Raw genomic sequence first — 25,582 nt, 5'->3', positions numbered from 1 at the left:
CACCCGCGGCAGCTCTTGCTGCTCGCGAGCTTAGCGCCAGCGTCGGGGCGCCAGGACCACACGACTTCGCCGTCCGCTGCTGTCGCGCTCGTCAGTCGCAACGTCAGCGTCCACCGCATCTCACCGCGCGTTCGTGACGATCGCGATCCGCCCCTCTCATCGGGTGAGACGGCGCGGGTTATAGAGGTGATTTGCCCGACGGGTTAACAGGAAAATTTTGGTGAACAGGGACTGGACCGCCCGATTCGCTTTGAAATTGCACGGAAAATTTATCTCTGTGCGCTGGCCGGCGCGATCCGGAAGCCCCCTCCGGGATTGGCTTGCGGGACCTGCTTGCGCTATATGACAGCAGGGCGTGGTTTGGGGGCCACGGCAGGGACTGTTATGCTGAAAACGGTATTCGCACCGCAGCTTGTGATCCTCTACATCCTGGCGGCATCAACGATCTATGTGCATTTCCGCGGCCGCGAGCGGCTCCGCTTCGCGCGTCAGCTCGGCGATCACTCGACCTATCTCGCGCCCTACAATGTGTTGATGTATGCGGGCTCGGCCATTCCGAACACGCCGGTGATTCCGGTCGAGAAGTTTCCCGAGCTCGCCAAGCTCAGCGAGAACTGGGAGACCATCCGCGAAGAGGCGGTGCGGCTGTTCGACGAGGGCTTTATCCGAGCAGCCGCCAAGAACAACGACTGGGGCTTCTATTCGTTCTTCAAGAGCGGCTGGAAGCGCTTTTACCTGAAGTGGTATGACGACTTCCTGCCGTCGGCGCGCACGCTGTGCCCAAAGACCGTGGAATTGCTGAATTCGATTCCGTCCGTGCACGGCGCGATGTTTGCGATGCTGCCGCCCGGCGGCAAGCTCGGCGCGCACCGCGATCCCTTTGCCGGCTCGCTGCGCTATCACCTCGGGCTGGTCACCCCCAACTCGAACAAGTGCCGGATCGTGGTCGACGGCGTGGAATGCGTCTGGCGCGACGGCCAGGCCTTCATGTTCGACGAGACCTTCATCCACCACGCCGAGAACGCCACCGACGTCAACCGCATCATCCTGTTCTGCGACGTCGAACGCCCGATGAAGTATGGCTTCATGACCGCGATCAACCGCTGGGTCAGCCATCACATTGTCAAGGCCTCCGCCACGCAGAACGTGGACGGCGAGCATGTCGGCGTGCTCAACAAGGTGTTCGGCAAGCTCTACGAGGTTCATCTCGCCAGCCGCAAGGTCAAGGAGTGGAACCGCAACGTGTACTACACGCTGAAATATTCGCTGACGGTCGTGATCCTCGGGCTGATCGTTGCGTCGGCGTTGCGGTGAGTGCGTAGGGCGGATTAGCGAAGCGTAATCCGCCGTCTTTTGTGCAATGGTGGAATGGCGGATTACGCTTCGCGTATCCGCCCACGGTCCTTTCCGGATCATGCTCTAGGGAAGCGCTGCAGCGGCGTTGACAACGAGCGGACTGTCGGTCGGCGCAGGCGCCAGTTCGCTGCTGCTGCCCTTGGTGAGAAACTCGTCGAGCGTGGCCTGGATCCTGTGCTTGACGGAATAAGGTCCACGGTCGCACATGTCAGTGTGCCGGAATTGCGTATTGATGATATCGATAACTTGCTTCTTGGCCTGTTCGGGAGCCGGCAACACGCCGGGATCGGTCTTGAAGTTGGGATCTTTCGAGCGGAACGACAGGATCTTAAGTCTGTGGTCAAGCACGAAGGGGACGCGCAAATTGTCCAGCGTGATCACCTTTGACACCAGTTCGGGATGTTGCTTGGCGTAGTACATGGCGATATCGCCGCCGTTTGAATGGCCCACGAGGGTCAGATGATCGTAGACGGCATTGGGCTCAAGCGCCTTCAGCTTCGCGAGCACAAAGCCGATGTTGGCTTCGCCCTTTTTGTAGACGCCAATCCTGCCCACATAGGGTAGTCCGACCCTCGTCATCAGCGGAGGGTCGGATGGAATATCCTGCTGGATGCTGGCGACCAGATATCCATCCGCGGCCAGCACGTTTTCCAGGAACGAATATTCGGTGTTCTTGACCGTGTTGCCGTTGCTGATGATCGCGACCGGAAGCTTCCAGATTCCGGCATTGGCCTTCATCTCGTAATCCGCACGCACGGCAAGATCGACCGGCACCAGCCGTTGTCGGGTCTGATCATAGAGGCTCAAGCTTTCGTGCCGAATTCCCCACTTGCTCACGCCAAAGTAGGCGGCGCCGGAAAGGGCGCAGAGACAGGCGAAAACGACAATTCCTCGCTTCATTGCCTCCATCCCGTCGTTCTTTTTTCGGTATTAACTCGCTGAGTGGGTGACGGAAAAGGCTCTAAGTCCTGCGGCCATATTAAATTTCTGTCAGCTTCTTGCCGTGCGCGGGCATCGCTGCGCCCCGCGCAGGAATGAAGCGGCGCGATGCTTGCGAGGATACAAGCGGCTATGTTCGCCTTCGGTCCAACCGATCCGCTTAAGGTCTAGCTGTCGCCCCCAGCTCCCGTAGAAGACGGCGGATTACGCTGCGCTAATCCGCCCTAAGATCCTTGCTCCGCTGGACTAAAGTTCTAGCCTCTATTTCCTGGTCGGATGGAACTTTCGGCGCGTCATATCGTTTTGCGATTAAACGACCCAACAAAGTCGGGGGGCTTGTCCGAGGGAGAAGCTCCCATGGCAACGCTCGGCCTCGACGCCACTCAACTGACTCCATCCGAGCATCAGCGCCAGCTTCGGCGCGCCGTCATCGCCTCCACGATTGGGACCGCGATCGAATGGTATGATTTCTTCCTTTACAGCACCGTCACCGGGCTGGTTTTCGCAAAGCTGTTCTTCCCGCACTCCGACCCCTGGGTCGGCACGCTGGAGGCATTTGCCATTTATGCTGTCGGCTTCGTCGCGCGGCCGATCGGTGCTGCGATCTTCGGGCATTATGGCGACCGCATCGGCCGCAAAGCGACGCTGATCGCGACGCTGCTCCTGATGGGACTGGCGACCGCGGCGGTGGCCGTGGTGCCGACCTATGAGCGCGTCGGCATCTGGGGTGCGGTGATCCTGACGGTGCTGCGCTTCATCCAGGGCGTCGGTGTCGGCGGCGAATGGGGCGGCTCGGTGCTGATGTCGATGGAATGGGCGCGCGACAACCACTCCCGCGGGTTCATCGCGTCATGGCCGCAATTCGGCGTTCCGTGCGGCCTGTTCCTCGCCAATCTTGCCGTTCTGGCGTTCAGCCAGATGGCTGGGGACCAGTTTCTCGCCTGGGGCTGGCGGCTTCCGTTTGCGCTCAGCCTCATCCTGGTCGTCGTCGGTCTCTACATCAGGCTCGGCATTCTGGAAACGCCGGTGTTCAGCAAACTGCAGGCCGAGCAAAAGCTCGACCGCACGCCGATGCTGACGGTGATCAAGGAGTATCCGAAGGAAATCCTGCTGTCCGCCTTCGCGCGCATGGCCGAGCAGGCGCCGTTCTACATCTTCACCGCCTTCGTCTTTTCCTACGGCATTGCCACGCTGCACGTCTCGCGCGACTTCCTGCTCACTGCGGTGCTCACGGCTTCGGTGCTGTCGTTCGTCTCGATCCCGCTGTTCGGGCATCTGTCTGACCGGATCGGCCGCAAGAACATGTATATGATCGGTGCCGTCGTGACCGGCATCTTCGGCTTCATCTACTTCGCGATGCTCAACACGGGATCTTTGACGATCATCTTCCTCGCGATCGTCCTGTCGCTGATCCCGCACGACATGATGTACGGGCCGCAGGCCGCGCTGATCGCCGAGAGCTTTACCGGGCGCCTGCGCTACAGCGGTTCATCGCTCGGCTACCAGCTCGCGTCGGTGATCGCCGGCGGTCCGGCGCCCCTGATCGCGGCCTGGCTGTTCGGCATGTACCAGTCGGCGACCGCAATCGCGATCTACATCGCGATCTGCGCCGTCATCACCCTGGTCGCGACTGCGCTGATGACCGACTACACCGGAAAGGACATCAACGCGGCCGACGCACACGACCGGCGGGCATAAGGCAGCAAATGGAGGAAAGGGCATGTTGAAATGGCGGAATGAATCGGCGCTCGATCTCTACAATCTGGCGGCAGCGATCTTCCTGCTTGCGGCACCGTGGATGTTTGTCCGTGTCAACCCGACGGCGGCAATCGATCTGCGGGCAAGCGGCGCGGCGATCGCGATCCTGTCGCTAGCGGCGATCATTGCATTTTCCGCTTGGGAAGAATGGGTCAACCTGCTCGTCGGGGGCTGGCTGATCGTGTCGCCCTGGCTGCTCGGCTTCGCGCACACCCGCGCAATGCATTTCAGCATCATCGCCGGCGCCGTGGTGATGTTCATGTCGCTGCTTGAGCTGTGGCTGGAATACGAGAAGACGCATCTCGGCCCGGGCTACGAAGCTTAGCAATAACGGGACTGTCATTCCGGGGCGCGCGCAGCGCGAGCCCGGAATCCATTTCTCCGCCGTCACCTGCCGCCTGATGGATTCCGGGTTCGATGCTGCGCATCGCCCCGGAATGACTGCTGTTAGGGCGGAGTATTACTCCGGCTGGCCGATCGAGACCTTCAGCGTGCCGACGCCGTCGACGCCGCATTCGATTTGATCGCCGGGCTGGAGCTGGGAGACGCCGGCTGGTGTTCCCGTCATGATGAGGTCGCCGGCGGCGAGCTTCACCTGCTGGGAGAGCTGCCAGATGATCTCGGGCACGTTCCAGATCAGTTCGGTGAGGTCGCCCTTCTGGGTTTCCTTGCCGTTGACGGTGAGCCAAATCCTGCCCTTTGACGGATGGCCGATCTTGGAGGCGGGTTGCAGCGCAGAGCAGGGCGCCGAATAGTCGAAGGACTTTCCGATCTCCCAGGGACGCTCCTTCTTGCGCGAGGCGATCTGCAGATCGCGGCGGGTGAGATCGATGCCGACGGCGTAGCCATAGACATGGTCCAGCGCCTTGTCGGCGGGAATGTTGAGGCCGCCGCTCTTCATTGCGACCACCAGTTCGACCTCGTGGTGCAAGTCCTTGGTCAGCGGCGGGTAGGGGATGGTAGCACCGTCAGGCACCAGCATGTCGGCGTGCTTGGCGAAGAAGAAGGGTGGCGCGCGCTCGTCATTGCCCATCTCCCTGATGTGTTCGAGGTAGTTGCGCCCGACGCACCAAATGCGGCGGACGGGGAAGGATTTCGTCTCGCCGACGACGGGGAGCGAAGGCTGCGGCGGGGCGGGGACGACGTAGTCTGCGGCGGTCATGAAGCGCTCTCGTTGTTGAGTGAATGAGTTATGGCATCGATCGGTGCGGCGAGCTTACTTCACCTCTCCCGCTTGCGGGAGAGGTCGGCGCGTAGCGCCGGGTGAGGGTTCTCTCCCCGCGGAAAGTCCTATCGTGGAGACACCCTCACCCCGACCCTCTCCCGCAAGCGGAAGAGGGAGTGTAGCGTCGTCCTGGTTGGCTCCGTGACTCAATCTCTTCATATCCCTAGCCGGTGGCGCTGATCGCAGCGTGAGCGGGCGGGTGTCGTAGTGCTGCAGGCGGAAGAACGAGGCGTAGCGGCCGCCGCGGCGGAGCAGTTCGTCATGGCGACCGCGCTCGACGATCTGGCCGCCCTCGACCACCAGGATCGCGTCCGCATGCATGATGGTGTGCAGCCGATGCGCGATCACGATCGTGGTGCGGTTCTGGCAGAGATGCTCGATCGCCTCCTGCACCTGCTTTTCGGATTCGGAATCGAGCGCGGCGGTCGCTTCATCAAGCAGGATGATCGGCGCGTTCTTGATCAGCGCGCGCGCCACCGCGATGCGCTGGCGCTGCCCGCCGGACAACTGCGTGCCGAGCTCGCCGGCCGGGGTGTCGTAGCCGAGCGGGAAGCTGGTGATGAAGTCGTGCGCACAGGCCGCCTTGGCCGCGTCCACGATCTCATCTTCGGTGGCGCCGGGCTTGCCGAAGGCGATGTTGTTGCGGATGGTGTCGCGGAACAGATAGACGTCCTGGCCGACATAGGCGGTCTGCTGGCGCAGCGAGCGCCGCGACACCGAAGCGATCGATTGGCCGTCGATCAGGATGTCGCCCTCACTCGCTTCATAGAAGCGAAGGAGCAGCGCCAGCACTGTGGACTTGCCGCCGCCGGAGGGGCCGACCAGCGCGGTGACCTTGCCGGGTTCGGCGACGAAGCTCATGTGGTTCAGCACCGGCGCGTCGGCGCGATAGGCAAAGCCGACATCGCGCAGCTCAATCCGCGCTTCGGTCAGCCTCAAGGCCGGCTTGTCGTCGTCGGAGCGTTCGCTCGCGGGGCTATCGACGACTTCGAGCAGCATCCGCGCGCCGACCAACTGGCTGTTCAGATCGATGTTGAGCCGCGACAGACGTTTTGCCGGCTCGGTTGCCATCAGGAAGGCGGTCATGAAGGAGAAGAACGCGCCGGGGGTCGCGTTGAGCGCGACCACGCTGTAGCCGCCATAGAGCAGGCAGCCGGCCACTGCGAAGCCGCCGAGCATCTCCATCAGCGGGTTCGAGCGGTTGGCAACCCGCGCCATCTTGTTGGCGTTGCGCTCGACGGCCGTGATGTTCGCGTCGATGCGCTGCTTCATCGTCTCTTCCAGCGTGAACGCCTTCACGGTGCGGATGCCCTGCAGCGATTCCTGCATGGTCTCGAGGATGTCGGCGGTGCCGGTGAACTGGTTGTAGGCGAGGCCCTTGATGCGCTTCACCAGCTTGCGCAGGATCAGCATCGCCGGCGGCACCACCACGAGGCCAATGAACGACAGCACCGGATCCTGGAACACCATCACGCCGATCATGGCGATCAACGTCAACAGATCGCGCCCGATGGCGTTGATCAGCATGTTGAGGACGTCGGTGATGGATTTGGCGCCGGCAGTCAGCCGGGCCAGGAATTCCGACGAATGCCGTTCGGAGAAGAAGCCGATGCTTTCGCTCATCAGCTTGGCGAATAACTGACGCTGATTGTTGGCCAGGATGGCGTTGCTGATCTTCGCCAGGATCACGGAGTGGCCGTAGGTCGCCACGCCCTTGATGAACAACAGAATGACGGTCACGCCGGAGAGACGCGCGATGCCGGCAATGTCCCTGTCGATATAGGCCTGGTTGATCACCTGACCCAGGATATAGGCGGCGCCGGCGGTGGCGCCGGCCGATATTGCCATCAGGACGAACGCTTGCAGATAGCGCCGCCAATAGGTGAGCCCCTGCTCGGCGATCAGACGGCGAATCAGGATCGCCGCCCCATAGGGGTCGTCGGTTATCTTTCTTGGAGGCTCGGTCATCCGCGTTCCCTTGACGCCGCGTTGTTCGGAAGCGGGCGCGCGTCAGCGTCAGGCGAACGACTCCTTGCCTGCGAAACAGATGTTTTTCAAGCCATATTCAGGTCAAATAACGGCTTGATTTTCAGGCCGATTCCGCCTGCTGGAGCGGGCCGCCGCGCTCCAGGAACAGCTTTTGCTCCCAGGCCAGCGCATGCGCCGCGATGGTCTCGAGATCGTCGTATTTCGGCGTCCAGTCCAGGAGCGTGCGGATGCGGCTGGTGTCGGCGACCATGGTCATGATGTCGCCGGGACGGCGCGGCGCAACCGACACGGCGAAATTGCGCATCGAGACGCGGCGCACCGCCTCGATCGTCTCCAGCACCGAATAGCCGCGGCCATAGCCGCAATTCAGCGTGACCGAACCTCCGCCAGCACGCAAATAAGACAGCGCGGCGTGATGCGCCTCGACGAGATCGGTGACATGGATGAAGTCGCGGATGCAAGTACCGTCCGGCGTCGGATAGTCGCTGCCGAACACGTCGACCTTGGCGCGCTGGCCGGTGGCGGCCTCGACCGCGATCTTGAGCAGATGCGTCGCGCCGATGGTGGAAAGCCCGATGCGGCCCAGCGGGTCGGCGCCGGCGACGTTGAAATAGCGCAGCACGACATAGCTCATGCCATAGGCGGTGGCCACATCATGCAGCATGATCTCCGTCATCAGCTTCGACATGCCGTAGGGCGACAGCGGCCGCGTCGGCGCGGTTTCCGGCACCGGCACCTCTTCGGGATTGCCATAGACGGCGGCGGTGGACGAGAAGATGAAGCGGCTGACGCCGGACTTGACCGCGGCGTTCAACAGGCTCTGTGTGGTCATCGTGTTGTTGCGGTAGTAGCCGAGCGGATCGCGCATCGATTCCGGAACCACCACCGAGCCGGCGAAATGGATGATGCTCTCGACGCCGTGCTGGGCGATCACGCCCTCGACGAGATTTTCGTCGCCGGCATCGCCGATGAACAGCGGCACGCCTTCGGGCAACAGGGCGGAGAAGCCGGTCGAGAGGTTGTCGACCACCACGACGCTTTCGCCGGCATCGACCAGCGCGCGCACCATGTGACTTCCGATATAGCCGGCGCCGCCGGTGACGAGCACGGTCATGACTTCACCTCTCCCCGCTATTTTCCCGGGATGTTAGCGGGGGCGCGATGAAGAGGGGGTTTCGTGGCCTCAGAACTGGCCCCTATGCTTAATGTTGCGTATACGAACTCCTGCAAAGGGGGACTTACGTGCCGATCGAGAACAATCCGGCCGCTGAGCTGCAACTGATCGTGCCGAATCTGCACAGGCGCTATTCGGGCGTGACTGCGACCAACCGCATGGTCGCACCGAAGCTTGCGAAGATGTTCCGCGCCGCATGGCTCGGCTCGCATGCGCCCGAGGGCATCGCGCGCATGGGCTTCGCTGACCTTCTAAAATTATGGCGCCGTCCTGCGCCGCTGATCTGGCACGCGCGGCGCAATGACGAGATGATCGTGGGCGTGCTGCTGCGCGCGCTCGGCTGGCCGTTGAAACTCGTGTTCACGTCCGCCGCGCAACGCCACCACACCTGGCTGACTCGCTGGCTGATCCGGCAGATGGATGCGGTGATCGCGACGAGCGCGTTGTCTGCGTCCTTCCTCAAGCGCGAGGCGACGGTGGTGATGCATGGCGTCGACACCGAACGTTACGCGCCGCCGGCCGACCGCGCGGCGGCGTTCGCCGAAAGTGGCCTGCCCGGGCGCTACGCGATTGGCTGCTTCGGCCGCGTGCGCGCGCAGAAGGGCAGCGACGTCTTTGTCGAGGCGATGTGCCGGCTGTTGCCGCGCTATCCGGATTTTTCGGCGGTGCTGGTCGGCGCCGTGGTGCCGGAGCAGCAGGGGTTTGCGAACGGGCTGAAGCAGCGGATCGAGGCTGCGGGGTTGACGTCGCGGATCAGGATATCAGGTGAAGTCCCGATCGAGGAGGTCGAGCGCTGGTATCAGCGATTGACCATCTACGCTTTCACCTCGCGCAACGAGGGCTTTGGGTTGACGCTGATCGAAGCGATGTCATCAGGCGCGGCGCTGGTGGCGGCGCGCGCGGGCGCGGCCGAATTCGTGGTCGAGGATGGCATCACCGGCCTGCTGGTGCCGCCGGGTGATGTCGATGCGCTCTGCGCCGCGCTCGAGCCGTTGATGCGCGATCCGGCGGCTGCGGCTGCGATGGGAGAGCGGGCGCGGGCCCGCGTGGTGGAAAAATTCAGTCTCGACGCCGAGGCGAACGGGATCGCCGCGGTCTATCGCGTGCTCGCCTGAGCCAGCACGCGCTCGGCGATATCGGCCACGTCAGAGGCCGGAATATCGCGCATGCAGCGGTGGTCGTTCATGGTGCAGACCGGGCGATGGCAAGGCTGACACGGCACGTGCGTCTTGGTCACCACGGTTGCGGCGAGGCCGTTGAGCGGCGCCCAGTGGTAGGGGCTCGTAGGGCCGAAAATGCCCATGGTCGGGGTGCCGAGCGCGGCTGCGACATGCATCAGGCCGGAATCGTTCGAAATCGCGACGCTCGCCGCAGCCATCGCGAGGATACCGTTGCGCAAGTCCGTGCCGGTGAGGTCGCGGACACCGGCGCCGCCGGCGGCGACGATCTCCGCAGCCAGCGCCTTCTCGCCGGGGCCTCCGACCACCCAGACGTCAAAACCGCGCGCGGCCAGCAGCCGTGCCGCCTCGCCGTAATAGGTCCAGCGTTTACCCGAGCCGACCGAGCCGGGCGCCAGCGCGATCGCGGGGCCGCGGGCCAGACCGTTGGCTTGCCGCCAGCGCTCGGTTTCCTCCGTGGGAACCCGCAGCTGCGGCACCGGCCATTCGGGCGGAAATTTCGCGCCCACGGGCAAAGCGAGCGCCGACATCTGGTCGACCATGCGATCCAGCTTCTTCTCGCCCCAGCGCATGTGGTTGATGAGGCCGAACCTCGCCTCGCCGCAAAAGCCGACCCGCTCCGGGATGCCGGCCAGCGTCGGCGCGATCGCCGACTTCCATGTGCGGAGCATGACCAGGGCGGTGTGATAGCCGCGGGCGCGAAGTTCCCCTGCCAGGCCGAACTGCTTTGCCACGGCCAGGCGGCCGCGCGGCAAATCCCAGACCACCTTGCCGCGGACACCCGGCATGTAGTCGACCAGAGACGCGCAGAGCGAGGTTGTAAGCATGTCGACCGGACGATTCGGCCAGCGCTGTTTCAGCACCCGCACGACGGTATGGCCGCGGACGAAATCGCCGATCCACATATAGGGGATGATCAGGATCGGGCGGGTATCGCCGGCGTCCTCGACCTCAATGCTTTCTATTGAATCAATATTCATATCTTCTGTGCGGGAACCCGGCGCTTTTGCGGCCCCGTCGGTAGCCGCTCTCCATCCGGAGGTAAAGTCAGCCGCATTTCATCCACCGCGCAAGTTGCCTGCGCCGCCGGACTGGGGCAAAGCTGGCGCCGCACAAATCAGGGCAGGGATCGGCATGTTGCTGGTGACCGGCGGGGCCGGTTTTATCGGGTCGAATGTCGTGGCCGCGTTGAATGACGCCGGCCGCACGGACGTCGTCGTGTGCGACGCCCTTGGCCATGACGGCAAGTGGCGCAATTTGGCAAAACGCCAGCTTACCGATGTCGTGCCGCCATCGGAGCTTTCGGCGTGGCTGTTGGGCCGGCGGCTCGATGCGGTGATCCACCTCGGAGCGATCTCGGAGACGACGGCGACCGACGGCGATCTCGTGATCGAGACCAATTTCCGCCTGTCGCTGCGGCTGCTCGACTGGTGCACGGCGAATGCGACGCCGCTGATCTATGCGTCCTCGGCCGCGACCTATGGCGACGGTGAAGCGGGATTTCGCGACGAGCAGACGGTCGAGGCGCTGAAGAAACTGCGGCCGATGAATCTCTATGGCTGGAGCAAGCATCTGTTCGATCTCGCCGTGGCCGAGCGCGCCGCGCGCGGTGAGAAATTGCCGCCGCAATGGGCGGGCCTGAAATTCTTCAACGTGTTCGGGCCGAACGAATATCACAAGAGTACCATGATGAGCGTGCTGGCGCGGCGCTTCGACGACATCAAGGCAGGCCGCACGGTGCAATTGTTCAAGTCGCATCGCGATGGCATCGCCGATGGCGACCAGCGGCGCGACTTCATCTATGTCGACGACACCGTGCGGGTGATGATGTGGCTGCTCGCCACGTCTTCGGTCAGCGGATTGTTCAATGTTGGAACCGGCACTGCGCGCAGTTTCCGCGACCTGATGCTGTCGGCTTATGCCGCGCTCGGGCTAAAGCCGAACATCGAGTATGTCGACATGCCCGAACAGATCAGGGGCAGCTATCAATATTTCACGCAAGCCGATGTCGATCGCCTGCAGCGTGCGGGCTATAACGGCGGTTTCACGCGGCTCGAGGACGCCGTCGATGCCTACGTGAACGGCTTCCTCGATCGTCCTGACCGCTACCGCTGACGGGCCAAGGAAACAGATGCTCGATTTCGAAACCCTGTCGCAGGCGCTTTCCCGTCAGACCGTGCTCTGCATCGGTGACCTGATGCTGGACGAGTTCGTCTATGGCGAGGTGTCGCGGATTTCGCCCGAGGCGCCGGCGCCGGTGATCGCGGTCCAGCGCAGCGAGACCAATGTCGGCGGCGCCGGCAATGTCGCGCGCAACATCGCGTCGCTCGGTGGCCGCTGCATTTTTGTCGGCCTCATCGGCGAGGATGAGACGGGCGCGAGACTGAAGACAGCACTGGCGGCCGAGAGCGGGATCGAAAGCCGGCTGGTGTGCGACAGCGCGCGCCCGACGACGCGGAAGGTGCGCTTCGTCTCCGAGCATTTTTCCACCCACATGCTGCGCGCCGACTGGGAGCAGGCGCAGCCGGCGACAGGCGAGATCGAGCAGCAACTGATCGATACGATCCTCCCCGAGCTCGCCCGTGCCGACATCGTGCTGCTGTCTGATTATGCCAAGGGCGTGCTGACCGCGCGGGTGATCCGCAACACCATCGATGCCGCGCGCAAGCTTGGCAAGCGCGTGATCGTCGATCCTAAGAGCCTCAATCTTGCGATCTATCGCGGCGCGACGCTGCTCACCCCCAACCGCAAGGAATTCGCTGAGGCGACGCGGAGCCGCGCCGATACGCCCGGTGCGATCGCCGAAGCGGCGGAGGACGCGATGCGGCTCGCCGATTGCGAGGCGATGCTGGTGACGCAGGGCGAGCGCGGCATGACTCTGGTGGTGCGTGACGGCGAAACCGTCCACGTGCCGGCGCTGCCGGTGAAGGTTCGCGACGTCTCCGGCGCCGGCGACACGGTTGCGGCTGCACTCGCGCTGTCGCTCGCCGCCAACGCCGATTGGGAGACCGCGTTGCGGGCGGCAAGTGCGGCGGCCGCGGTCGCCGTCGGCAAGACCGGAACCGCGACGGCCACGCCGGCCGAGCTCAGGCGCAAGATCCTGCCGCATGCCTCGCTTGCGGCGGAAGAGAAGATCGTCGCGGCCGGCGGCGATCTCGGCGCCCAGCTCAGCGAATGGCGCCGGCAGGGCCTGCGCGTCGGTTTCACCAATGGCTGTTTCGACATCCTGCATCCTGGCCACGTCAAGGTGTTGACGGCGGCGCGCGGCGCTTGCGATCGACTGATCGTCGGCCTCAACAGCGATGCCTCCGTCCGGCGGCTGAAAGGGCAGGGGCGCCCGGTGCAGGACGAGCGCGCACGTGCCGAAGTGCTGGCGGCGCTGGAGGCGGTCGATCTCGTCGCCATTTTCGAGGAAGACACGCCGATCAACCTGATCACGGCGATCAAGCCGAGCGTGCTGGTCAAGGGCGGCGACTATACCCGCGCGCAGGTGGTCGGCCATGAGATCGTCGAAGCCAATGGCGGCGAGGTGCTGCTGGTCGACATCCTGCCCGGCTTCAGCACGACCTCGCTGGTCGCCCGTGCCCGCGGAGGCAAGGCGTGAGCACGGCGGCGGGCTTTTCTCCCGCAAGCGCGGCGCTGCCGGCCTGGCGCAACCCGGCCGCCTGGACCAAAGCGGCCGACATCGTCGCCGTGCTGCTCGCGCTGTCGCTGCCCTGGTCGACCTCGCTGGTCGGCATCTTCGGCGCAGTGTTCGTGGTCGTGGTCGCACCGACGCTGGATCTGAAGTCGTTCCTGCAATCGCTGAAGCAGCCGATCGTCGCGCTGCCGATCGCACTGTTCGTGCTCGCGGCGGTCGGCATGCTGTGGTCGGACGCGCCCTGGGGTGCGCGCACTTATGCGGTGAGCCCGACGGCCAAGCTCTTGGTGCTGCCGTTCCTGCTCTACCATTTCGAGCGCTCGACCCGCGGCACGTGGGTGTTCACCGCGTTCCTGATCTCCTGCACGCTCCTGGTGGTGATGTCCTGGCTGGTGGTCCTGCAGCCCAGCCTGTCGTTGAAACCGCCAATCGATGCCGAGCGCGGCATCTTCGTGAAGAACTATATCGACCAGAGCCAGGAGTTCACGCTCTGCGCGGTGGCGCTGGCCTATCCCATCGTCACCCTGCTGCGCGCGAAAAAATTCGCGCTGGCCGGCCTGCTGGTTGCGATTGCGTTGAGCTTTTTCGTCAACATGGCCTTTGTGATCGTCTCGCGGACGGCACTGGTGACGGTGCCCGTGATGTTTGCGGTGTTCGCGTTCCTGCATCTAAAATGGCGCAACATCCTGATGATAGTTGGAGCGGTGGCAGTATTGGCGGCGGTCGCCTGGCAGGCCTCGCCGCAACTGCGCGGGACAGCAGCGAGCTTCAGCAAGGACTATCGGGAATACAAGGAGCAGAACCGGGCGACCTCGATCGGGCTCCGGCTCGAATACTGGCGCAAATCGCTGGGCTTCATCGCCGATGCGCCTTTGATCGGCCATGGTACCGGCTCCACCCGCGGGCTGTTCGCGCAAGTCGCGACCGGGGGGACCGCCGAGGAGCTCAAGGCGACCAGCGATGTGGTCGGCAATCCGCACAACCAGACATTGAATGTTGCCGTTCAGTGGGGCATTGTTGGCGTCGTCATTCTCTATGCCATCTGGTTTTGGCATCTCAGACTGTTTCGGGGCGAGGGGCTGGTCAACTGGATCGGGCTCCTGGTCGTCGTGCAGAATATCTTTACCTCGTTGTTCAACTCGCACATCTTCGATTTCCACGAGGGTTGGATGTACGTGCTCGGCGTCGGCGTCGCCGGCGGTATGGCGCTGAAGGCGAAATCGGACGGCGCGGCCGTAAAACCGCCGAGCTCGGTCACGCCATGATCTCTGGCCTGCGCGCTGCATATGGGCTATCAGCAGGCCCGAACGCTGTTGCAAACCTGTTGGTCCTTGGCCCATCCGTCACATGACGCGCTTCTCTCAACTCACGGCACGCAACTTCCTGATCGTGACGCATGACGCGGTCGCGACCGCATTCGCGCTCCTGGCCGCATTCTATCTGCGCTTCGAGGGCGATCTGCTCACGGATCGCCTGCCGCTGTTGCTGCGCATCCTGCCCTGGTTCGTCGTCTTCAGCGTGATCATCTGCTACGTCTTCAATCTCACGACCTCGAAATGGCGTTTCATCTCGCTGCCGGACGCCCTCAACATCCTGCGGGCCTCGGCAGTCCTGACGCTGGCACTGGTCGTGCTCGACTACGTCTTCTTCTTCATCGCGCCGAGCTTCCACGGAACCGTGTTTTTCGGCCGCATCACCATCGTCCTCTATTTCTTCCTCCAGGTATTCTCGCTGGGCGCGCTCCGCTTCGGCTACCGCTATTTCCGCTACTCGCGCACGCGCCACCATGCCCGCACCGAGGATGCTGCGCCGACGCTTCTGGTCGGGCGTGCAGCGGATGCCGAGATCGTGCTGCGCGGGATCGAGAACGGCGCCATCAAGCGGATCTGGCCGGTCGGCGTACTGTCGCCGTCGAATTCCGATCTCGGCCAGCAGATCCGTAACATCCCGGTGCTTGGCAGCGTCGACGATGTCGAAACCGTGATCCGCGAGTTCCAAAGCCGCGAGAAGCCGATCAAGCGGCTGGTGATGACGTCGTCGGCGTTCGAGCCCGACGCGCATCCGGAATCGGTGCTGATGCGGGCAAAGCGGCTGGGCCTGATGGTCAGCCGCCTGCCGTCGCTGGAGGGCGGCGATGCGCCGCGGCTGACCAATGTCGCGGTCGAAGACCTGCTGCTGCGTCCGACCGCGACGATCGACTATGCCCGCCTGGAGGGGCTGGTGAACGGCAAGAGCGTCATCGTCACCGGCGGCGGCGGTTCGATCGGCGCCGAAATCTGCGATCGCGTCGCGACGTTCGGTGCCGCCCGCCTGCTGGTGATCGAGCATTCGGAGCCGGCGCTCTATGCGGTCACCGAGGCGCTCGCGGCGCGCGGGGCCCAGGCGGCGGTGGAAGGCCGCATCGCCGACATTCGCGATCGCGAGCGCATCCTGCGGCTGATGCGTGAATTCAAGCCCGACATCGTGTTCCATGCCGCGGCGCTGAAACACGTGCCGATTCTCGAGCGCGACTGGAGCGAGGGCGTCAAGACCAACATCTTCGGATCGGTGAACGTTGCGGACGCCGCACGCGAAGCCGGCGCCAAGGCGATGGTGATGATCTCCACCGACAAGGCAATCGAGCCGGTCTCGATGCTGGGCCTGACCAAGCGCTTTGCCGAAATGTATTGCCAGGCGCTCGATCACGATCTTGCGGCGCAGTTCGGCGACAAGCCGCATATGCGCCTGATCTCGGTCCGGTTCGGCAATGTGCTGGCGTCGAACGGCTCGGTGGTGCCCAAATTCAAGGCGCAGATCGAGGCGGGTGGCCCGGTCACGGTCACGCATCCCGACATGGTGCGTTATTTCATGACCATCCGCGAAGCCTGCGATCTCGTGCTGACTGCGGCCACGCATGCGCTGACGCTGGCGCGACCCGACGTCTCGGTCTACGTTCTCGAAATGGGCCAGCCGGTCAAGATCGTCGAGCTGGCCGAGCGGATGATACGTCTGTCCGGCCTGCAGCCCGGCATCGACGTCGATATCGTCTTCAGCGGGATGCGGCCGGGGGAGAGGCTGAACGAGATCCTGTTCGCGAGTGAGGAGCCGACAGTCGAGATCGGGATTGCCGGAATCATGGCAGCCAGGCCGAACGAGCCGCCGATGGCGACCTTGCGCAAATGGCTCGCCGCGCTGGAAGAGGCGATCGCCAGAGACGATCGTACCACGATCCGCGGCGTGCTGAAGGATGCCGTGCCTGAATTCGGATCGAACGCCGCGTGATCCGCTCCTGATCCGCGAGACCCCCGATGCAGAAGCCCGGAAAAGTCGTCGTCGTCAGTCAGCACTATCCGCCGGACCGGAGCACGACCGCCGCGATCATGGCTGCGATAGCGAGCCGCCTTGCGAAGGAGGTGGACGTCCTGGTGCTGTCGGGATGGCCGGGCTCGGCGTCGAAATTGGCAGCCGATCGGCCGGTGGTCGAGGAGATCAAGAACTGGATGCCTGGCAAGGCCGCGCTCCTCAAGCGCGCCGCCGCCGAGCTGCTGTTCACCGCGCGTACCTTCTTCGCCGTTCTCAGGCGGCTTGAGCGCGGCGACGTCGCGCTGACGGTGACGGCTCCTTTTGTGCTGCCTTACGCGGTCGCCGCCGCGGCCAGATTGAAGCGCGCCCGGTCGATCCTGATCATGCACGATCTGTTTCCGGAGGTGCTCGTCCTGAGCGGCCTGTTGAAGCCGGGCTCGATCGTCACCAGAGCGATGCGGGCCATGAACGGGCTGATGTTCCGCGCGTTGACCACCGTCGTCATCATCGGCCGCGACAGTGAGAAATTGCTGCTCAGCTATCGCGGCATGACGCGGGACAAGATCGAATTCATTCCGAACTGGACCACCATCGACCCCGCGGTTCGTCCGGTTGCGGCCGACAATGCCTTCCGTCGCGGGCTTGGTGGCCGTTTTGTCGTCGGCCTTTCCGGTAATCTCGGCTTCACCCACGATCCTGTGATCGTGTTCGAGGCGGCGCGCCGGCTGAAGGATGATCCCAGCATTCATTTCCTGCTCTCGGGCTGGGGGCTGGGTTTCGACAAACTGAGATCGATGCAGTCCGAGGCGAAGCTCGCCAATATCACGCTGGTGGACCGCGTTGCGGATGAAGATCTGCAGGATTTCCTGTCGGCGGCGGACCTCTGGCTCATTCCTTATCGAAAGGACGTTGCCGGTGTCTCGGTGCCGAGCCGGTTCTACAATCTGCTTGCGGTGGGGCGGCCCGTCATCCTCATATCCGAGCCGGATGCCGAAGCCGCGCTGACGGTAACGGAGCACGATCTCGGGCGGGTTGTGACGCCGGGCATGCCGGCGCAACTGGCCGAGGCGATTCGTGCAGCATCGCGAACTCCCGATCCGACGCTGCCGGAGCGGGCCGTCGCGGTGGCGAGGAGCTATAGTCCCGAGCGTGCCTTGACAGGATACGCAGCCCTCATTCAGAGACTGATTGGATCGGAAGAGCGGTGTCGGGAGTTACGGTCGTGACTAAAGACCAGCCCGTGGTGTTGGTGACGGGAGCGAGCGGGTTCGTCGGCCGGCATATGTCGCCGGTGCTGGCACGCAACGGTTGGGTGGTGCGACGTGCCGTCCGCAAGCCGACAGGCGGCGCCGACGAGGTGCCGATCGATTCGATCGGCCCCGTCACTGACTGGCGGGCCGCGCTCGAGGGCGTCGATGCGGTCGTGCATCTGGCGGCGCGCGTGCATCACAGGCGGGAGGAACACACCGTCGAGCTTTATCGCACCGTCAATCTTGAAGGCACGTTGCATCTGGCCCGTTGCGCGGCCGACGCCGGTGTCCGCCACTTCATCTTCGTCAGCACCGTGCTGGTGCACGGCCGAAGCACTGACGGCCGCGCGCCATTCAGCGAGAACGACGTCCTGACCCCGCGCGGCCTCTATGGAATGTCGAAAGCGGCGGCCGAAGCAGGATTGAGGCATTTGGCGCAGGCGAGCCAGATGAAGGTCACGATCATTCGACCACCATTGATCTACGGGTTCGGCGCCAAAGGTAATCTCGCGTTGCTCGAAAAGGCGATCGGTCTCGGCGTCCCGCTCCCGTTTGCGAACGTGCGCAACCGTCGTGCGTTCGTCTCGGTGGAGAATCTGACATCATTCGTGCTGCATCGGCTTTCTCATCCGGACGGCCAGTTCAACATTTTCCTTGTCGCGGATGACGAGCAGGTGTCGACGCCCGAATTCATCGAGCTCCTCGCGGCCGCAGCAGGCAAACCGGCGCGCCTGTTTTCCATGCCGCGGCTAGTGTTGAGTTCGTTGTTCAGCATCACCGGCCGCAACGAGGCCAATGAGAGCCTGTTCGGCTCGCTCGAACTCGACCTGTCCAAGGTCGCGTCTACCGGCTGGCGGCCGCTCATCGGCCTCAACGAGGGCTTGAAGCGCGCCTTGCGGGGTTTCGACCACCTGATCGATTAACCGACCGTTGAGCACCTTCTCGCCCCGATGGCGATATTTCACGGGCCCGGAAAAAGCTCACAGGCGCGTACGCAAGGTGCGTGCGCTCCTATAGCTCTTTGGCAACCGTTCGCTTGCTGCTGACAGACGAATATTGAACGGGCGGCTCGGCCTACCTCCATGATGTTCGCCGTTGGCCATCGCCCATGGGTTGCTCAAAAAAGGCCAGCCAAATCATCAAGAGTGGCCCGCTGCGCAACTACAGCCGTAACGTGATTCCCGTCAGTCGACATACGGCGGTAACTGACGTGACCGTACTGCTCTTCAGTCACTGAGGATCAACAGCCGGCATCGCACGCGGTAGTGTGCGGAAGGTTCTGCAAAAGCCTGAGAGGCTGGAGCGGTCATGGTAAGTCCGGTGATTGCGAAGATCACCGCTCAGAGAGGAGCTTGGACCCGCCATGACCGTGACGAAGATTAGGACGGACGTCTCTGCAGTCAAAGAGTTGTTGAGGTCGGACAAGGAGTTCCTGAAGCCGCTGATCCAGGGTGCGGTGCAGGAAATTCTCGAAGCCGAGATGACGGAGACGCTGGGTGCGGAGAAAGGCGAGCGCAGCGAGGGACGGCTTGGCTATCGCTCCGGCTACTATCCCCGCTCGCTGATCACCCGGGCCGGCAAGATCGAGCTGAAGGTGCCGCAGGACCGTCAGGGGCGGTTCTCGACCGAGCTGTTCGAGCGCTACCAGCGCTCGGAGAAGGCGCTGGTAGCGGCCTTGGCCGAGATGTACGTGCAAGGCGTCTCGACGCGGAAGGTCAAGCAAGTCACCGAAGAACTTGTGGGGCATGCGTTCTCGGCCTCGGCGATCAGCGCCATCAACAAACGGCTGGATGCGTCGCTGAAGGCGTTTTGCGAGCGCAAGCTCAAGGAACCATTCCCCTATCTGATCCTGGATGCGCGCTATGAGCGGGTGCGCGAGGACGGCATCATTGCGAGCCAGGCGGTGCTGATCGCGATCGGCGTCGACTGGGAAGGCCGGCGTCAGGTGCTCGCGGTCGAGCTTGCCAACCGGGAGAGCCGGTCGAGCTGGAAGGAGTTTTTGGAAGCGTTGAAGGCGCGCGGCCTGCATGGCGTTGAGTTTGTCGTCTCCGACGATCATCCCGGCTTGAAGAAGGCGATCGCCGAAGTCCTCGCCGGCGTGTTCTGGCAGCGCTGTTATGTGCACTTCCTGCGCAATGCGCTCGATTATGTGCCGCGCAAGGTCGACGATTGCCTGCTCGAGCTCCGCTGGATGTACGACCGACGCGATCTTGGCGAGGTGCGGCGCGATCTGGCGGCCTGGCTTGCCAAATGGAGCGGCAAATACCCCAAGCTCACCGGCTGGGTGGAGGACAACATCGAGGAGACGCTCACCTACTTCGGTCTGCCGCTGGTGCACCGCAAGCACATGAAGTCGACCAACATGCTGGAGCGCCTCAACGAGGAGATCCGGCGGCGCACCTACGTGGTGCGAATCTTCCCCAATGCCGAGAGCTGCCTAAGGCTGGTGCGGGCGCTGACCGTCGAGCGCCACGAGGCCTGGCACGCAATCCGATGGGGGGTCGCGTAGGACGTCAGAACGATGTTCGATCGGATACAGGAGGATGGCCTTGCTGGATACGTCAGAGCCGCTGGAATCCGAACAAGGCAAATATCGTGCATTGCTGCTTGCCGCACTTGGCGGTGTTCTGGAGAATTACGACTTCATCGTCTTCGCCCTTTTCGCAAGGGTCCTGGGGCAGCTTTTCTTTCCGCCCGAGATGCCCGAATGGATAGCAGTCGCGCAGACCTTCGGCATTTTTGCCGCCGGCAATTTGGCACGTCCGCTCGGAGCGGTCATTCTGGCACATTATGGCGACCTGCTCGGCAGGAAGCGGACCTTTGTTTTCAGCATATCGCTGATGGCCATTGCCACCTTTGGAATTGCCTTTGCGCCGACTTACGCGAACATCGGCAGCGCGGCGCCGGTCCTTCTGTTGATGCTGAGGATATTGCAGGGCGCTGCATTGGGCGGCGAACTGCCGGGAGCCTGGACCTTCGTGGCCGAACAAGTGGCTGCGCCTCGCATCGGCTTCGCCTGCAGCATGTTGAGCAGTGCGCTTGCGATCGGCAATCTACTGGGAGCGTTGGCTGGCGTCATCGTGAACCGGCTGTACAAACCGGCAGAGGTCCTGGCCTTCGGCTGGCGACTTCCATTCGTTGCTGGCGGCATCATTGCGCTGCTGGCAGTCTATGTGCGTCGCTCGTTGACGGAAACTCCGATCTTTCGCGCCCTGCAAAACAAGGGTGAACTTGCCGCCGAACTGCCGTTGAAGATCGTGCTTCGAAGCTATGGTCGCGGCGTCCTTGCCTCCTCCGCGCTGGCTTCACTCATCGCAGTGACGATCGTCGTCATGTTTGTCATGGTGCCGACGCTGATCCAAACCAGCTACGGCATCGATACCGATCGGGCGTACGAAGCCGTCAGCCTCGCGACCGCCTGCCTCGCAGTGAGCTGCATCTGCTGCGGCATGCTGGCCGACATGTTGGGCGCCAGCCTTTTTCTGGTCGTGTGCACACCCGTTTTGGCAGCCTCGGTCTATCTGTTCTTTGCGTTGCTGCCGGGACATCCCGAAAGGCTGTTCCCGCTTTATGCGCTGGCCGGCACGTCCGCCGGCGTTCTCGCAGGCATCCCGCCGATGCTCGTGGAAAGCTTCCCTCCCGCCGTGCGATATACCGGTGTCGCGCTCTCATACAATGTCCCCTATGCTGTATTCGGCGGAGTCACGCCGCCGCTCATTGCGTTGGCGCTCCGCGTCGATCCTTTGGCGCACGCGCATGCCGTCCTTCTTGCCTGCGCCGCCGCCTTCCTCATAGGTTCAGCGCGACTGGTCCGCGGCCAAAAACAAAAACCATCAGTGCAACTGGAAGCTTTGCCGCGATGAAAGCGACGGCAATCGGTAAGGAATCGGGATCTCCCGGCAACGAGCGGCTGCGGTTCTCCCATAGATTAACTTGCTGATTGGCCGCTATTGTCTTCGAAAGCCATCGCCTGCAACCTTGTGCGGTCGACCTTGCTCAGGGCGTTGCGTGGAAATGTTTCGAGTACCCTTAAGGCTTCCGGGACCTTGTAGGGCGCAAGCCGCGTCGCGACGTTTTGCAGGGTCTCCGCAACGACGGTTTCGCTCGTGCCGGCCACCAGTTTCACGAAGCCAAATATGCGCTGACCTAGCACCGTATCGGGCTTGCCGACTACAACCGCTGCTACGACCGCGGGATGACAGGCAATCAGGGCTTCCTCAATTTCGATCGGCGAAATGTTGGTTCCGCCGCGGATGATGATGTCCTTTTTTCGCGACACGAACCAAAGCTCATTGCCTTCGCCGCGCCGCATCAAGTCGCCACTGTGATACCAACCGTCCTTGAGGCTTTGCGCGGTTGCGATCGGATCGTCCCAATACCTCGTGAAGACGTTAGGACCGCGGATCAGGAGCTCACCAATCTCGCCGTGGAGGACATCCGCCCCATGATTGTCGACCAGCCGAATCTCCGCCCCCTCGACGATCCGGACAACGGGTCCTGATGCCAGTCCGAACGTGAAGGTTCCGACCGCTTCCGTCGCATTCCAAAGGTTGTAGAGAGGCGCTCCAAGAACCGATGCAGCCTTTTCCTGAATCTCGATTGGACAGGCGTCCGCACCAGTGGTGCAGAACCGCAGCGAAGACAGGTCTCGCGGCCTGGCGAGCTGGGCCTCGATCAGCGCCGCGTATTGGGCAGGAAAGCCGAGCAGACAGGTGCCGCGATAGCGTTCGACATTGTCGAGCACGACATCAGAATCAAAGCTCTCCAGCATGATGAAGGGGGTGCCGAGTCGGACAAGAGCCAGTGAGCGAAAGACGCCGCTGGCATGCGTCATGATCATCGACAATATGACGACATCCTCCGCCAATAAGCTACCATGCTTGCAAACGAGATCCGTCGCTGCCGCCAGCGTGCCCGGCGTATGTGCGACGAATTTGGGATAGCCACTGGTGGTGCCGGATGTATTGATCAGTACAGCAGGCTCGTCGGAAGGGGGCTTCGGGAAATGCACATGCGCTGCCTGTTTCAGGTCATTCCATGGCCGCAGGCCGAGCGCATTGGCGTCTCCATCCACCAGAATACGGCTCGTCCGCGGAAGGATCGCATCGTCGATCGGGGCAACATTCTGATAGAGCGCGGCTTGACCGATATAGAGCGCAGGCTGCAATCGCTGCAGTAGCGGCGCGAGTTCGGCACATTTGAAGGCGGTTCGTAGTGGCGCCGCAATCGCGCCCAGTCTGTAACACGCGTAGTAGCCGACCAGAATTTCGGGGCAATTCATCATGTGAAGCGCGACGCGGTCGCCTGGTTTGACGCCGTTCGCGGCGAGACCTTGTGCGACAGACTCGGCTTCGGCCTCCAGTCGGCTGTAGGTCCACACGTCTTCGGTAAAAACAAAGGCCGTGCTCTCGGGGCGCACACGCGCCTGATGCATCAACGCTTCGGTCGGCGTGAGCGACATGGAAACCGTCTACGAGATGAGTAGGCTGTATTTTATGCTGGCTGGACGGCGTTACTCCGTGATTTCACATTGAGAGAAATGGTTGCATCCGTAAGAAACGCGCTTGGCGACTTCGAAAGATCGTTGATTGACGCGTTTTCTTCGCGTGAACCGGTGTCCGCTTCGATCGAAGACGCTCTATCGTCCCCGTCTGTGCGAAAATCTATAGAGCTGCCACGCCACCGCACTCGCGCCAACGAGCAGCAGAACGAGGCTCGCCGCGGCCGAATCCAATTGGATCGACAACATCGCGAGCAGCGTGAGCGCGACATTGAGCGCGAAGACTTCGCCGACAATGCGCGACACGGAAAATCCATTGTCCGTCGCGCGCTGGTAAAAGTGCGAGCGGTGAGCCGCCCAGAATGGCTCTCCGTTGATCAGCCGGCGCAGCAGCGTGATCGTGGCATCAGCCAGGTAATAGAGCGGCAGCAGCAACGCCGCGGCGACCTGCTGGTGATAGGCGAGCTGGAGCAGGCACCAGCCGAGCAGAAGCCCGATTGGCAGGCTGCCGACGTCGCCGAGGAAGATCTTTGCCACAGGGCGATTGAAGGGAGAGAAGCCGAGCAGCGCGCCGCAGAGCGCCGCCGCCACCAGCGCTGTCGAAGGCGGAACCTGCGCCCAAAAGCCAAGCAGTGCGACTGCCACCGTGATCGGCACCGCTTCGGCCGCCGTCATCAGGTCGAGCCCGTCCATGAAGTTGACGAGGTTCACGAACCATAGCCCCGCGATCAGCAGCAAGCCGCGCTCGATCCAGAACGGGACGGTCGGTACGATCCTAAGATCGGCGGGCGCGGCGAACACGACCACAGCCACCGCCAATCCCTGCAGCAACAGGCGCGGCAGCACGGGCACGGGCTTGATGTCATCGGCAAAGCCGACAGCGGCGATGAACAACGTCGCAGCGAAGACCGCAAGGGGGACTTGCAGCGTGCCGTTGCCGCTCAATGCGACGAGCGTGCCTGCCGCGACCAGCGTCGCCACGATCACGGCGATCCCCGCGCCCTGCGGCGTCGGAATTCGATGGGATGAGCGCGCATTCGGCTTGGCGAGCGCCACGCGCAACAGCATCGGCCGCAGCAGCCAAACGAGGAGCGCCGACAATAACGCAGCAAGCGCCGCGGCGACGACCGAAAGCGCGATATCAGCGTTGGTCATTCGATTGGCGAGAGCGATTGTGCGGGGACATCGATCGGCTTGTCCCCTTGTGCTTTCTTTTCCGCGCTAAGAATCCACACCAGTCCGCCAAATGCGCCGACGATGAAGGACACGGCGCCGAACAGCAACGAAACGTTGACGCCCTCGTTGGCCGCCAGCCCGGCGTAGCCGAAGGCGAGACCCATGCTCGCCTCGCGCACGCCCCAGCCGGCAATCGAAATCGGCAGCATGGTGATCAACATCACCGGCGGCACCAGTTGAAAGATCTGGCTGAACAGCAGCGGTGCGGAAATGGACTGCGCCACGCACCAGACGATAACGACGGCCAGAACGTGAACGAGCAGGGAGAGCACCGCGACCTTCGGCCCGCGATCCCAACTGAACAGCACCTTGTTTGCGATAACGGCGCAGGCGTGGATGTGGTGCGTTCCCCACCAGCGCTTCAGCCACGGCCAGTTCAATGCGCCGAGCAGGAGAAAGCCGCCGCCGGCCGCAAGCGCCGCGAAATCGATCAGGAGCAACGCCGACCGTCCCTGAGGATCGTTGATCAACCGATAGCTCCACGGCAGGCTCGCAACGATGAGCACGGCCAGCGCGATCAGGCCGATGGCGCGGTCGACGAAGATCGAATAGGTCGCCGCGCGCCAGCCGGCGCCCGCGCGCGCGACCAGCCACAGCCGCACCGCATCGCCGCCGATCGACGATGGCAAGGTCTGATTGAAGAAGGTCCCGATCACGTTGAAGCGCATCGCCTGCCGGGTTTCGAGCGGCGCGCCGCATTCGGCGCTGATCTCGCGCCATCGCAATACGCCGAGGAAGATCTGCAGAAAGGTCACCGTGATCGCGAGAGCGATCCAGCCCAGGCTTTCGACGCGGATGCGCGCAGCGAGATCATACAGGTTGACCTTGCGGAGCGAGAGGTAAAGCAACGCAGCCGAGATCAATATCTTGATGGTCGAAAGCAGTATCCGGCGCATCTCGTCAGCGCTTGCCAGGTTCGAGAAAGACGTCAAAAACGGCGCAAATCGGCGCCGTGCGCCGAATTTGGTGGCCTTGGTATGGGTTTAGGACCGATCTTGCAATAGCCGTTCGATCGCTCTTGCGGCAGCCTCCAACCGGCGGCTAAAGAGGGCCTG

At 63.0% G+C, this 25,582-nt stretch carries 18 protein-coding genes and 2 pseudogenes; 12 read left to right on the top strand and 8 right to left on the bottom strand.

Annotated elements, in window-relative coordinates:
* The first annotated feature begins 384 nt into the window (after nt 1–384).
* Nucleotides 385–1,314, top strand: a complete 930-nt coding sequence (locus AC5ZG5_RS16205) for an aspartyl/asparaginyl beta-hydroxylase domain-containing protein (protein WP_456643069.1) — start codon at nt 385–387, stop codon at nt 1,312–1,314.
* Nucleotides 1,315–1,419: 105 nt separating this feature from the next.
* Here AC5ZG5_RS16205 and AC5ZG5_RS16200 read toward each other — a convergent pair whose 3' ends face one another.
* Nucleotides 1,420–2,256, bottom strand: a complete 837-nt coding sequence (locus tag AC5ZG5_RS16200) for an alpha/beta fold hydrolase (RefSeq protein ID WP_456643068.1) — start codon at nt 2,254–2,256, stop codon at nt 1,420–1,422.
* Between the two features lie 396 nt (nt 2,257–2,652).
* Here AC5ZG5_RS16200 and AC5ZG5_RS16195 point away from each other — a divergent pair, with 396 nt between their 5' ends.
* On the top strand, nt 2,653–3,993 hold the full coding sequence (locus tag AC5ZG5_RS16195; RefSeq protein WP_130228951.1) for an MFS transporter: 1,341 nt from the start codon (nt 2,653–2,655) through the stop codon (nt 3,991–3,993).
* Nucleotides 3,994–4,015: 22 nt separating this feature from the next.
* A complete protein-coding gene (locus AC5ZG5_RS16190) occupies nt 4,016–4,378 on the top strand; it encodes an SPW repeat protein (protein WP_456643067.1) in 363 nt (120 codons plus the stop codon).
* 135 nt (nt 4,379–4,513) lie between these two features.
* Here AC5ZG5_RS16190 and AC5ZG5_RS16185 read toward each other — a convergent pair whose 3' ends face one another.
* The 3 genes and pseudogenes from AC5ZG5_RS16185 to galE all read right to left on the bottom strand — a co-directional run bounded on the left by AC5ZG5_RS16185 (nt 4,514) and on the right by galE (nt 8,381).
* Nucleotides 4,514–5,215: a fumarylacetoacetate hydrolase family protein gene (locus AC5ZG5_RS16185; protein ID WP_456643066.1), complete on the bottom strand. Its 702-nt coding sequence runs from the start codon at nt 5,213–5,215 to the stop codon at nt 4,514–4,516.
* A gap of 246 nt (nt 5,216–5,461) precedes the next feature.
* Nucleotides 5,462–7,246: pseudogene (locus AC5ZG5_RS16180) on the bottom strand (ABC transporter ATP-binding protein); the annotation flags it as partial.
* Nucleotides 7,247–7,367: 121 nt separating this feature from the next.
* Nucleotides 7,368–8,381 (bottom strand): UDP-glucose 4-epimerase GalE, encoded by a 1,014-nt coding sequence (gene galE / locus AC5ZG5_RS16175; RefSeq protein WP_130228947.1) that lies wholly within the window; start codon nt 8,379–8,381, stop codon nt 7,368–7,370.
* A 128-nt stretch (nt 8,382–8,509) separates the two neighbouring features.
* Here galE and AC5ZG5_RS16170 point away from each other — a divergent pair, with 128 nt between their 5' ends.
* Entirely contained in the window at nt 8,510–9,556 is a 1,047-nt protein-coding gene (locus tag AC5ZG5_RS16170) for a glycosyltransferase family 4 protein (RefSeq protein WP_456643065.1), read from the top strand.
* Here AC5ZG5_RS16170 and waaF read toward each other — a convergent pair.
* Nucleotides 9,538–10,599: a lipopolysaccharide heptosyltransferase II gene (waaF, locus tag AC5ZG5_RS16165; RefSeq protein WP_456643064.1), complete on the bottom strand. Its 1,062-nt coding sequence runs from the start codon at nt 10,597–10,599 to the stop codon at nt 9,538–9,540. The two genes, AC5ZG5_RS16170 and waaF, sit on opposite strands and share 19 nt — an antisense overlap.
* Before the next feature lie 154 nt (nt 10,600–10,753).
* Between waaF and rfaD the strand changes: the two genes are divergently transcribed.
* The 8 genes and pseudogenes from rfaD to AC5ZG5_RS16125 all read left to right on the top strand — a co-directional run bounded on the left by rfaD (nt 10,754) and on the right by AC5ZG5_RS16125 (nt 21,654).
* On the top strand, nt 10,754–11,734 hold the full coding sequence (rfaD, locus tag AC5ZG5_RS16160) for an ADP-glyceromanno-heptose 6-epimerase (protein WP_456643063.1): 981 nt from the start codon (nt 10,754–10,756) through the stop codon (nt 11,732–11,734).
* 16 nt (nt 11,735–11,750) lie between these two features.
* Nucleotides 11,751–13,223, top strand: coding sequence for a D-glycero-beta-D-manno-heptose-7-phosphate kinase (gene rfaE1, locus AC5ZG5_RS16155; protein WP_456643062.1), 1,473 nt, complete (start codon nt 11,751–11,753; stop codon nt 13,221–13,223).
* Nucleotides 13,220–14,524, top strand: coding sequence for an O-antigen ligase family protein (locus AC5ZG5_RS16150; protein WP_456643061.1), 1,305 nt, complete (start codon nt 13,220–13,222; stop codon nt 14,522–14,524). The genes rfaE1 and AC5ZG5_RS16150 overlap by 4 nt, the downstream gene beginning before the upstream one ends.
* An 82-nt stretch (nt 14,525–14,606) precedes the next feature.
* Nucleotides 14,607–16,520 (top strand): polysaccharide biosynthesis protein, encoded by a 1,914-nt coding sequence (locus tag AC5ZG5_RS16145; protein WP_456643060.1) that lies wholly within the window; start codon nt 14,607–14,609, stop codon nt 16,518–16,520.
* Between the two features lie 26 nt (nt 16,521–16,546).
* On the top strand, nt 16,547–17,767 hold the full coding sequence (locus tag AC5ZG5_RS16140) for a glycosyltransferase family 4 protein (protein ID WP_456643059.1): 1,221 nt from the start codon (nt 16,547–16,549) through the stop codon (nt 17,765–17,767).
* On the top strand, nt 17,764–18,714 hold the full coding sequence (locus AC5ZG5_RS16135; RefSeq protein ID WP_456643058.1) for an NAD-dependent epimerase/dehydratase family protein: 951 nt from the start codon (nt 17,764–17,766) through the stop codon (nt 18,712–18,714). The genes AC5ZG5_RS16140 and AC5ZG5_RS16135 overlap by 4 nt, the downstream gene beginning before the upstream one ends.
* 440 nt (nt 18,715–19,154) lie before the next feature.
* Nucleotides 19,155–20,273, top strand: a pseudogene (locus tag AC5ZG5_RS16130) (IS256 family transposase); the annotation flags it as partial.
* Nucleotides 20,274–20,334: 61 nt separating this feature from the next.
* Nucleotides 20,335–21,654, top strand: coding sequence for an MFS transporter (locus AC5ZG5_RS16125; RefSeq protein WP_456671206.1), 1,320 nt, complete (start codon nt 20,335–20,337; stop codon nt 21,652–21,654).
* Nucleotides 21,655–21,719: 65 nt separating this feature from the next.
* Here the strand turns inward: AC5ZG5_RS16125 and AC5ZG5_RS16120 are convergent, their stop codons facing one another.
* The 3 genes from AC5ZG5_RS16120 to AC5ZG5_RS16110 form a co-directional block, all read right to left on the bottom strand.
* Nucleotides 21,720–23,252 (bottom strand): class I adenylate-forming enzyme family protein, encoded by a 1,533-nt coding sequence (locus tag AC5ZG5_RS16120; protein WP_456643409.1) that lies wholly within the window; start codon nt 23,250–23,252, stop codon nt 21,720–21,722.
* A 177-nt stretch (nt 23,253–23,429) separates the two neighbouring features.
* On the bottom strand, nt 23,430–24,446 hold the full coding sequence (locus AC5ZG5_RS16115; RefSeq protein ID WP_456643408.1) for an MraY family glycosyltransferase: 1,017 nt from the start codon (nt 24,444–24,446) through the stop codon (nt 23,430–23,432).
* On the bottom strand, nt 24,443–25,423 hold the full coding sequence (locus AC5ZG5_RS16110; RefSeq protein ID WP_456643407.1) for a lysylphosphatidylglycerol synthase transmembrane domain-containing protein: 981 nt from the start codon (nt 25,421–25,423) through the stop codon (nt 24,443–24,445). The genes AC5ZG5_RS16115 and AC5ZG5_RS16110 overlap by 4 nt, the downstream gene beginning before the upstream one ends.
* Nucleotides 25,424–25,582 lie beyond the last annotated feature (159 nt).

The organism is Bradyrhizobium sp. Ses1 (genome assembly GCF_059512365.1).
The sequence above is the reverse complement of the archived record's forward strand: the minus strand, read 5'-3'. Positions and strand labels throughout refer to the sequence as shown.

Excerpts from the sequence above, each read along its gene's own strand:
- AC5ZG5_RS16200 (WP_456643068.1), bottom strand. The coding sequence starts at position 2,256 with ATGAAGCGAGGAATTGTCGTTTTCGCCTGTCTCTGCGCCCTTTCCGGC.
- AC5ZG5_RS16185 (WP_456643066.1), bottom strand. The coding sequence starts at position 5,215 with ATGACCGCCGCAGACTACGTCGTCCCCGCCCCGCCGCAGCCTTCGCTC.
- AC5ZG5_RS16205 (WP_456643069.1), top strand. The coding sequence starts at position 385 with ATGCTGAAAACGGTATTCGCACCGCAGCTTGTGATCCTCTACATCCTG.
- AC5ZG5_RS16190 (WP_456643067.1), top strand. The coding sequence starts at position 4,016 with ATGTTGAAATGGCGGAATGAATCGGCGCTCGATCTCTACAATCTGGCG.
- AC5ZG5_RS16195 (WP_130228951.1), top strand. The coding sequence starts at position 2,653 with ATGGCAACGCTCGGCCTCGACGCCACTCAACTGACTCCATCCGAGCAT.
- AC5ZG5_RS16140 (WP_456643059.1), top strand. The coding sequence starts at position 16,547 with ATGCAGAAGCCCGGAAAAGTCGTCGTCGTCAGTCAGCACTATCCGCCG.
- AC5ZG5_RS16115 (WP_456643408.1), bottom strand. The coding sequence starts at position 24,446 with ATGACCAACGCTGATATCGCGCTTTCGGTCGTCGCCGCGGCGCTTGCT.
- AC5ZG5_RS16125 (WP_456671206.1), top strand. The coding sequence starts at position 20,335 with ATGGCCTTGCTGGATACGTCAGAGCCGCTGGAATCCGAACAAGGCAAA.
- AC5ZG5_RS16110 (WP_456643407.1), bottom strand. The coding sequence starts at position 25,423 with ATGCGCCGGATACTGCTTTCGACCATCAAGATATTGATCTCGGCTGCG.
- AC5ZG5_RS16120 (WP_456643409.1), bottom strand. The coding sequence starts at position 23,252 with ATGTCGCTCACGCCGACCGAAGCGTTGATGCATCAGGCGCGTGTGCGC.
- AC5ZG5_RS16145 (WP_456643060.1), top strand. The coding sequence starts at position 14,607 with ATGACGCGCTTCTCTCAACTCACGGCACGCAACTTCCTGATCGTGACG.
- waaF (WP_456643064.1), bottom strand. The coding sequence starts at position 10,599 with ATGAATATTGATTCAATAGAAAGCATTGAGGTCGAGGACGCCGGCGAT.
- rfaE1 (WP_456643062.1), top strand. The coding sequence starts at position 11,751 with ATGCTCGATTTCGAAACCCTGTCGCAGGCGCTTTCCCGTCAGACCGTG.
- rfaD (WP_456643063.1), top strand. The coding sequence starts at position 10,754 with ATGTTGCTGGTGACCGGCGGGGCCGGTTTTATCGGGTCGAATGTCGTG.
- galE (WP_130228947.1), bottom strand. The coding sequence starts at position 8,381 with ATGACCGTGCTCGTCACCGGCGGCGCCGGCTATATCGGAAGTCACATG.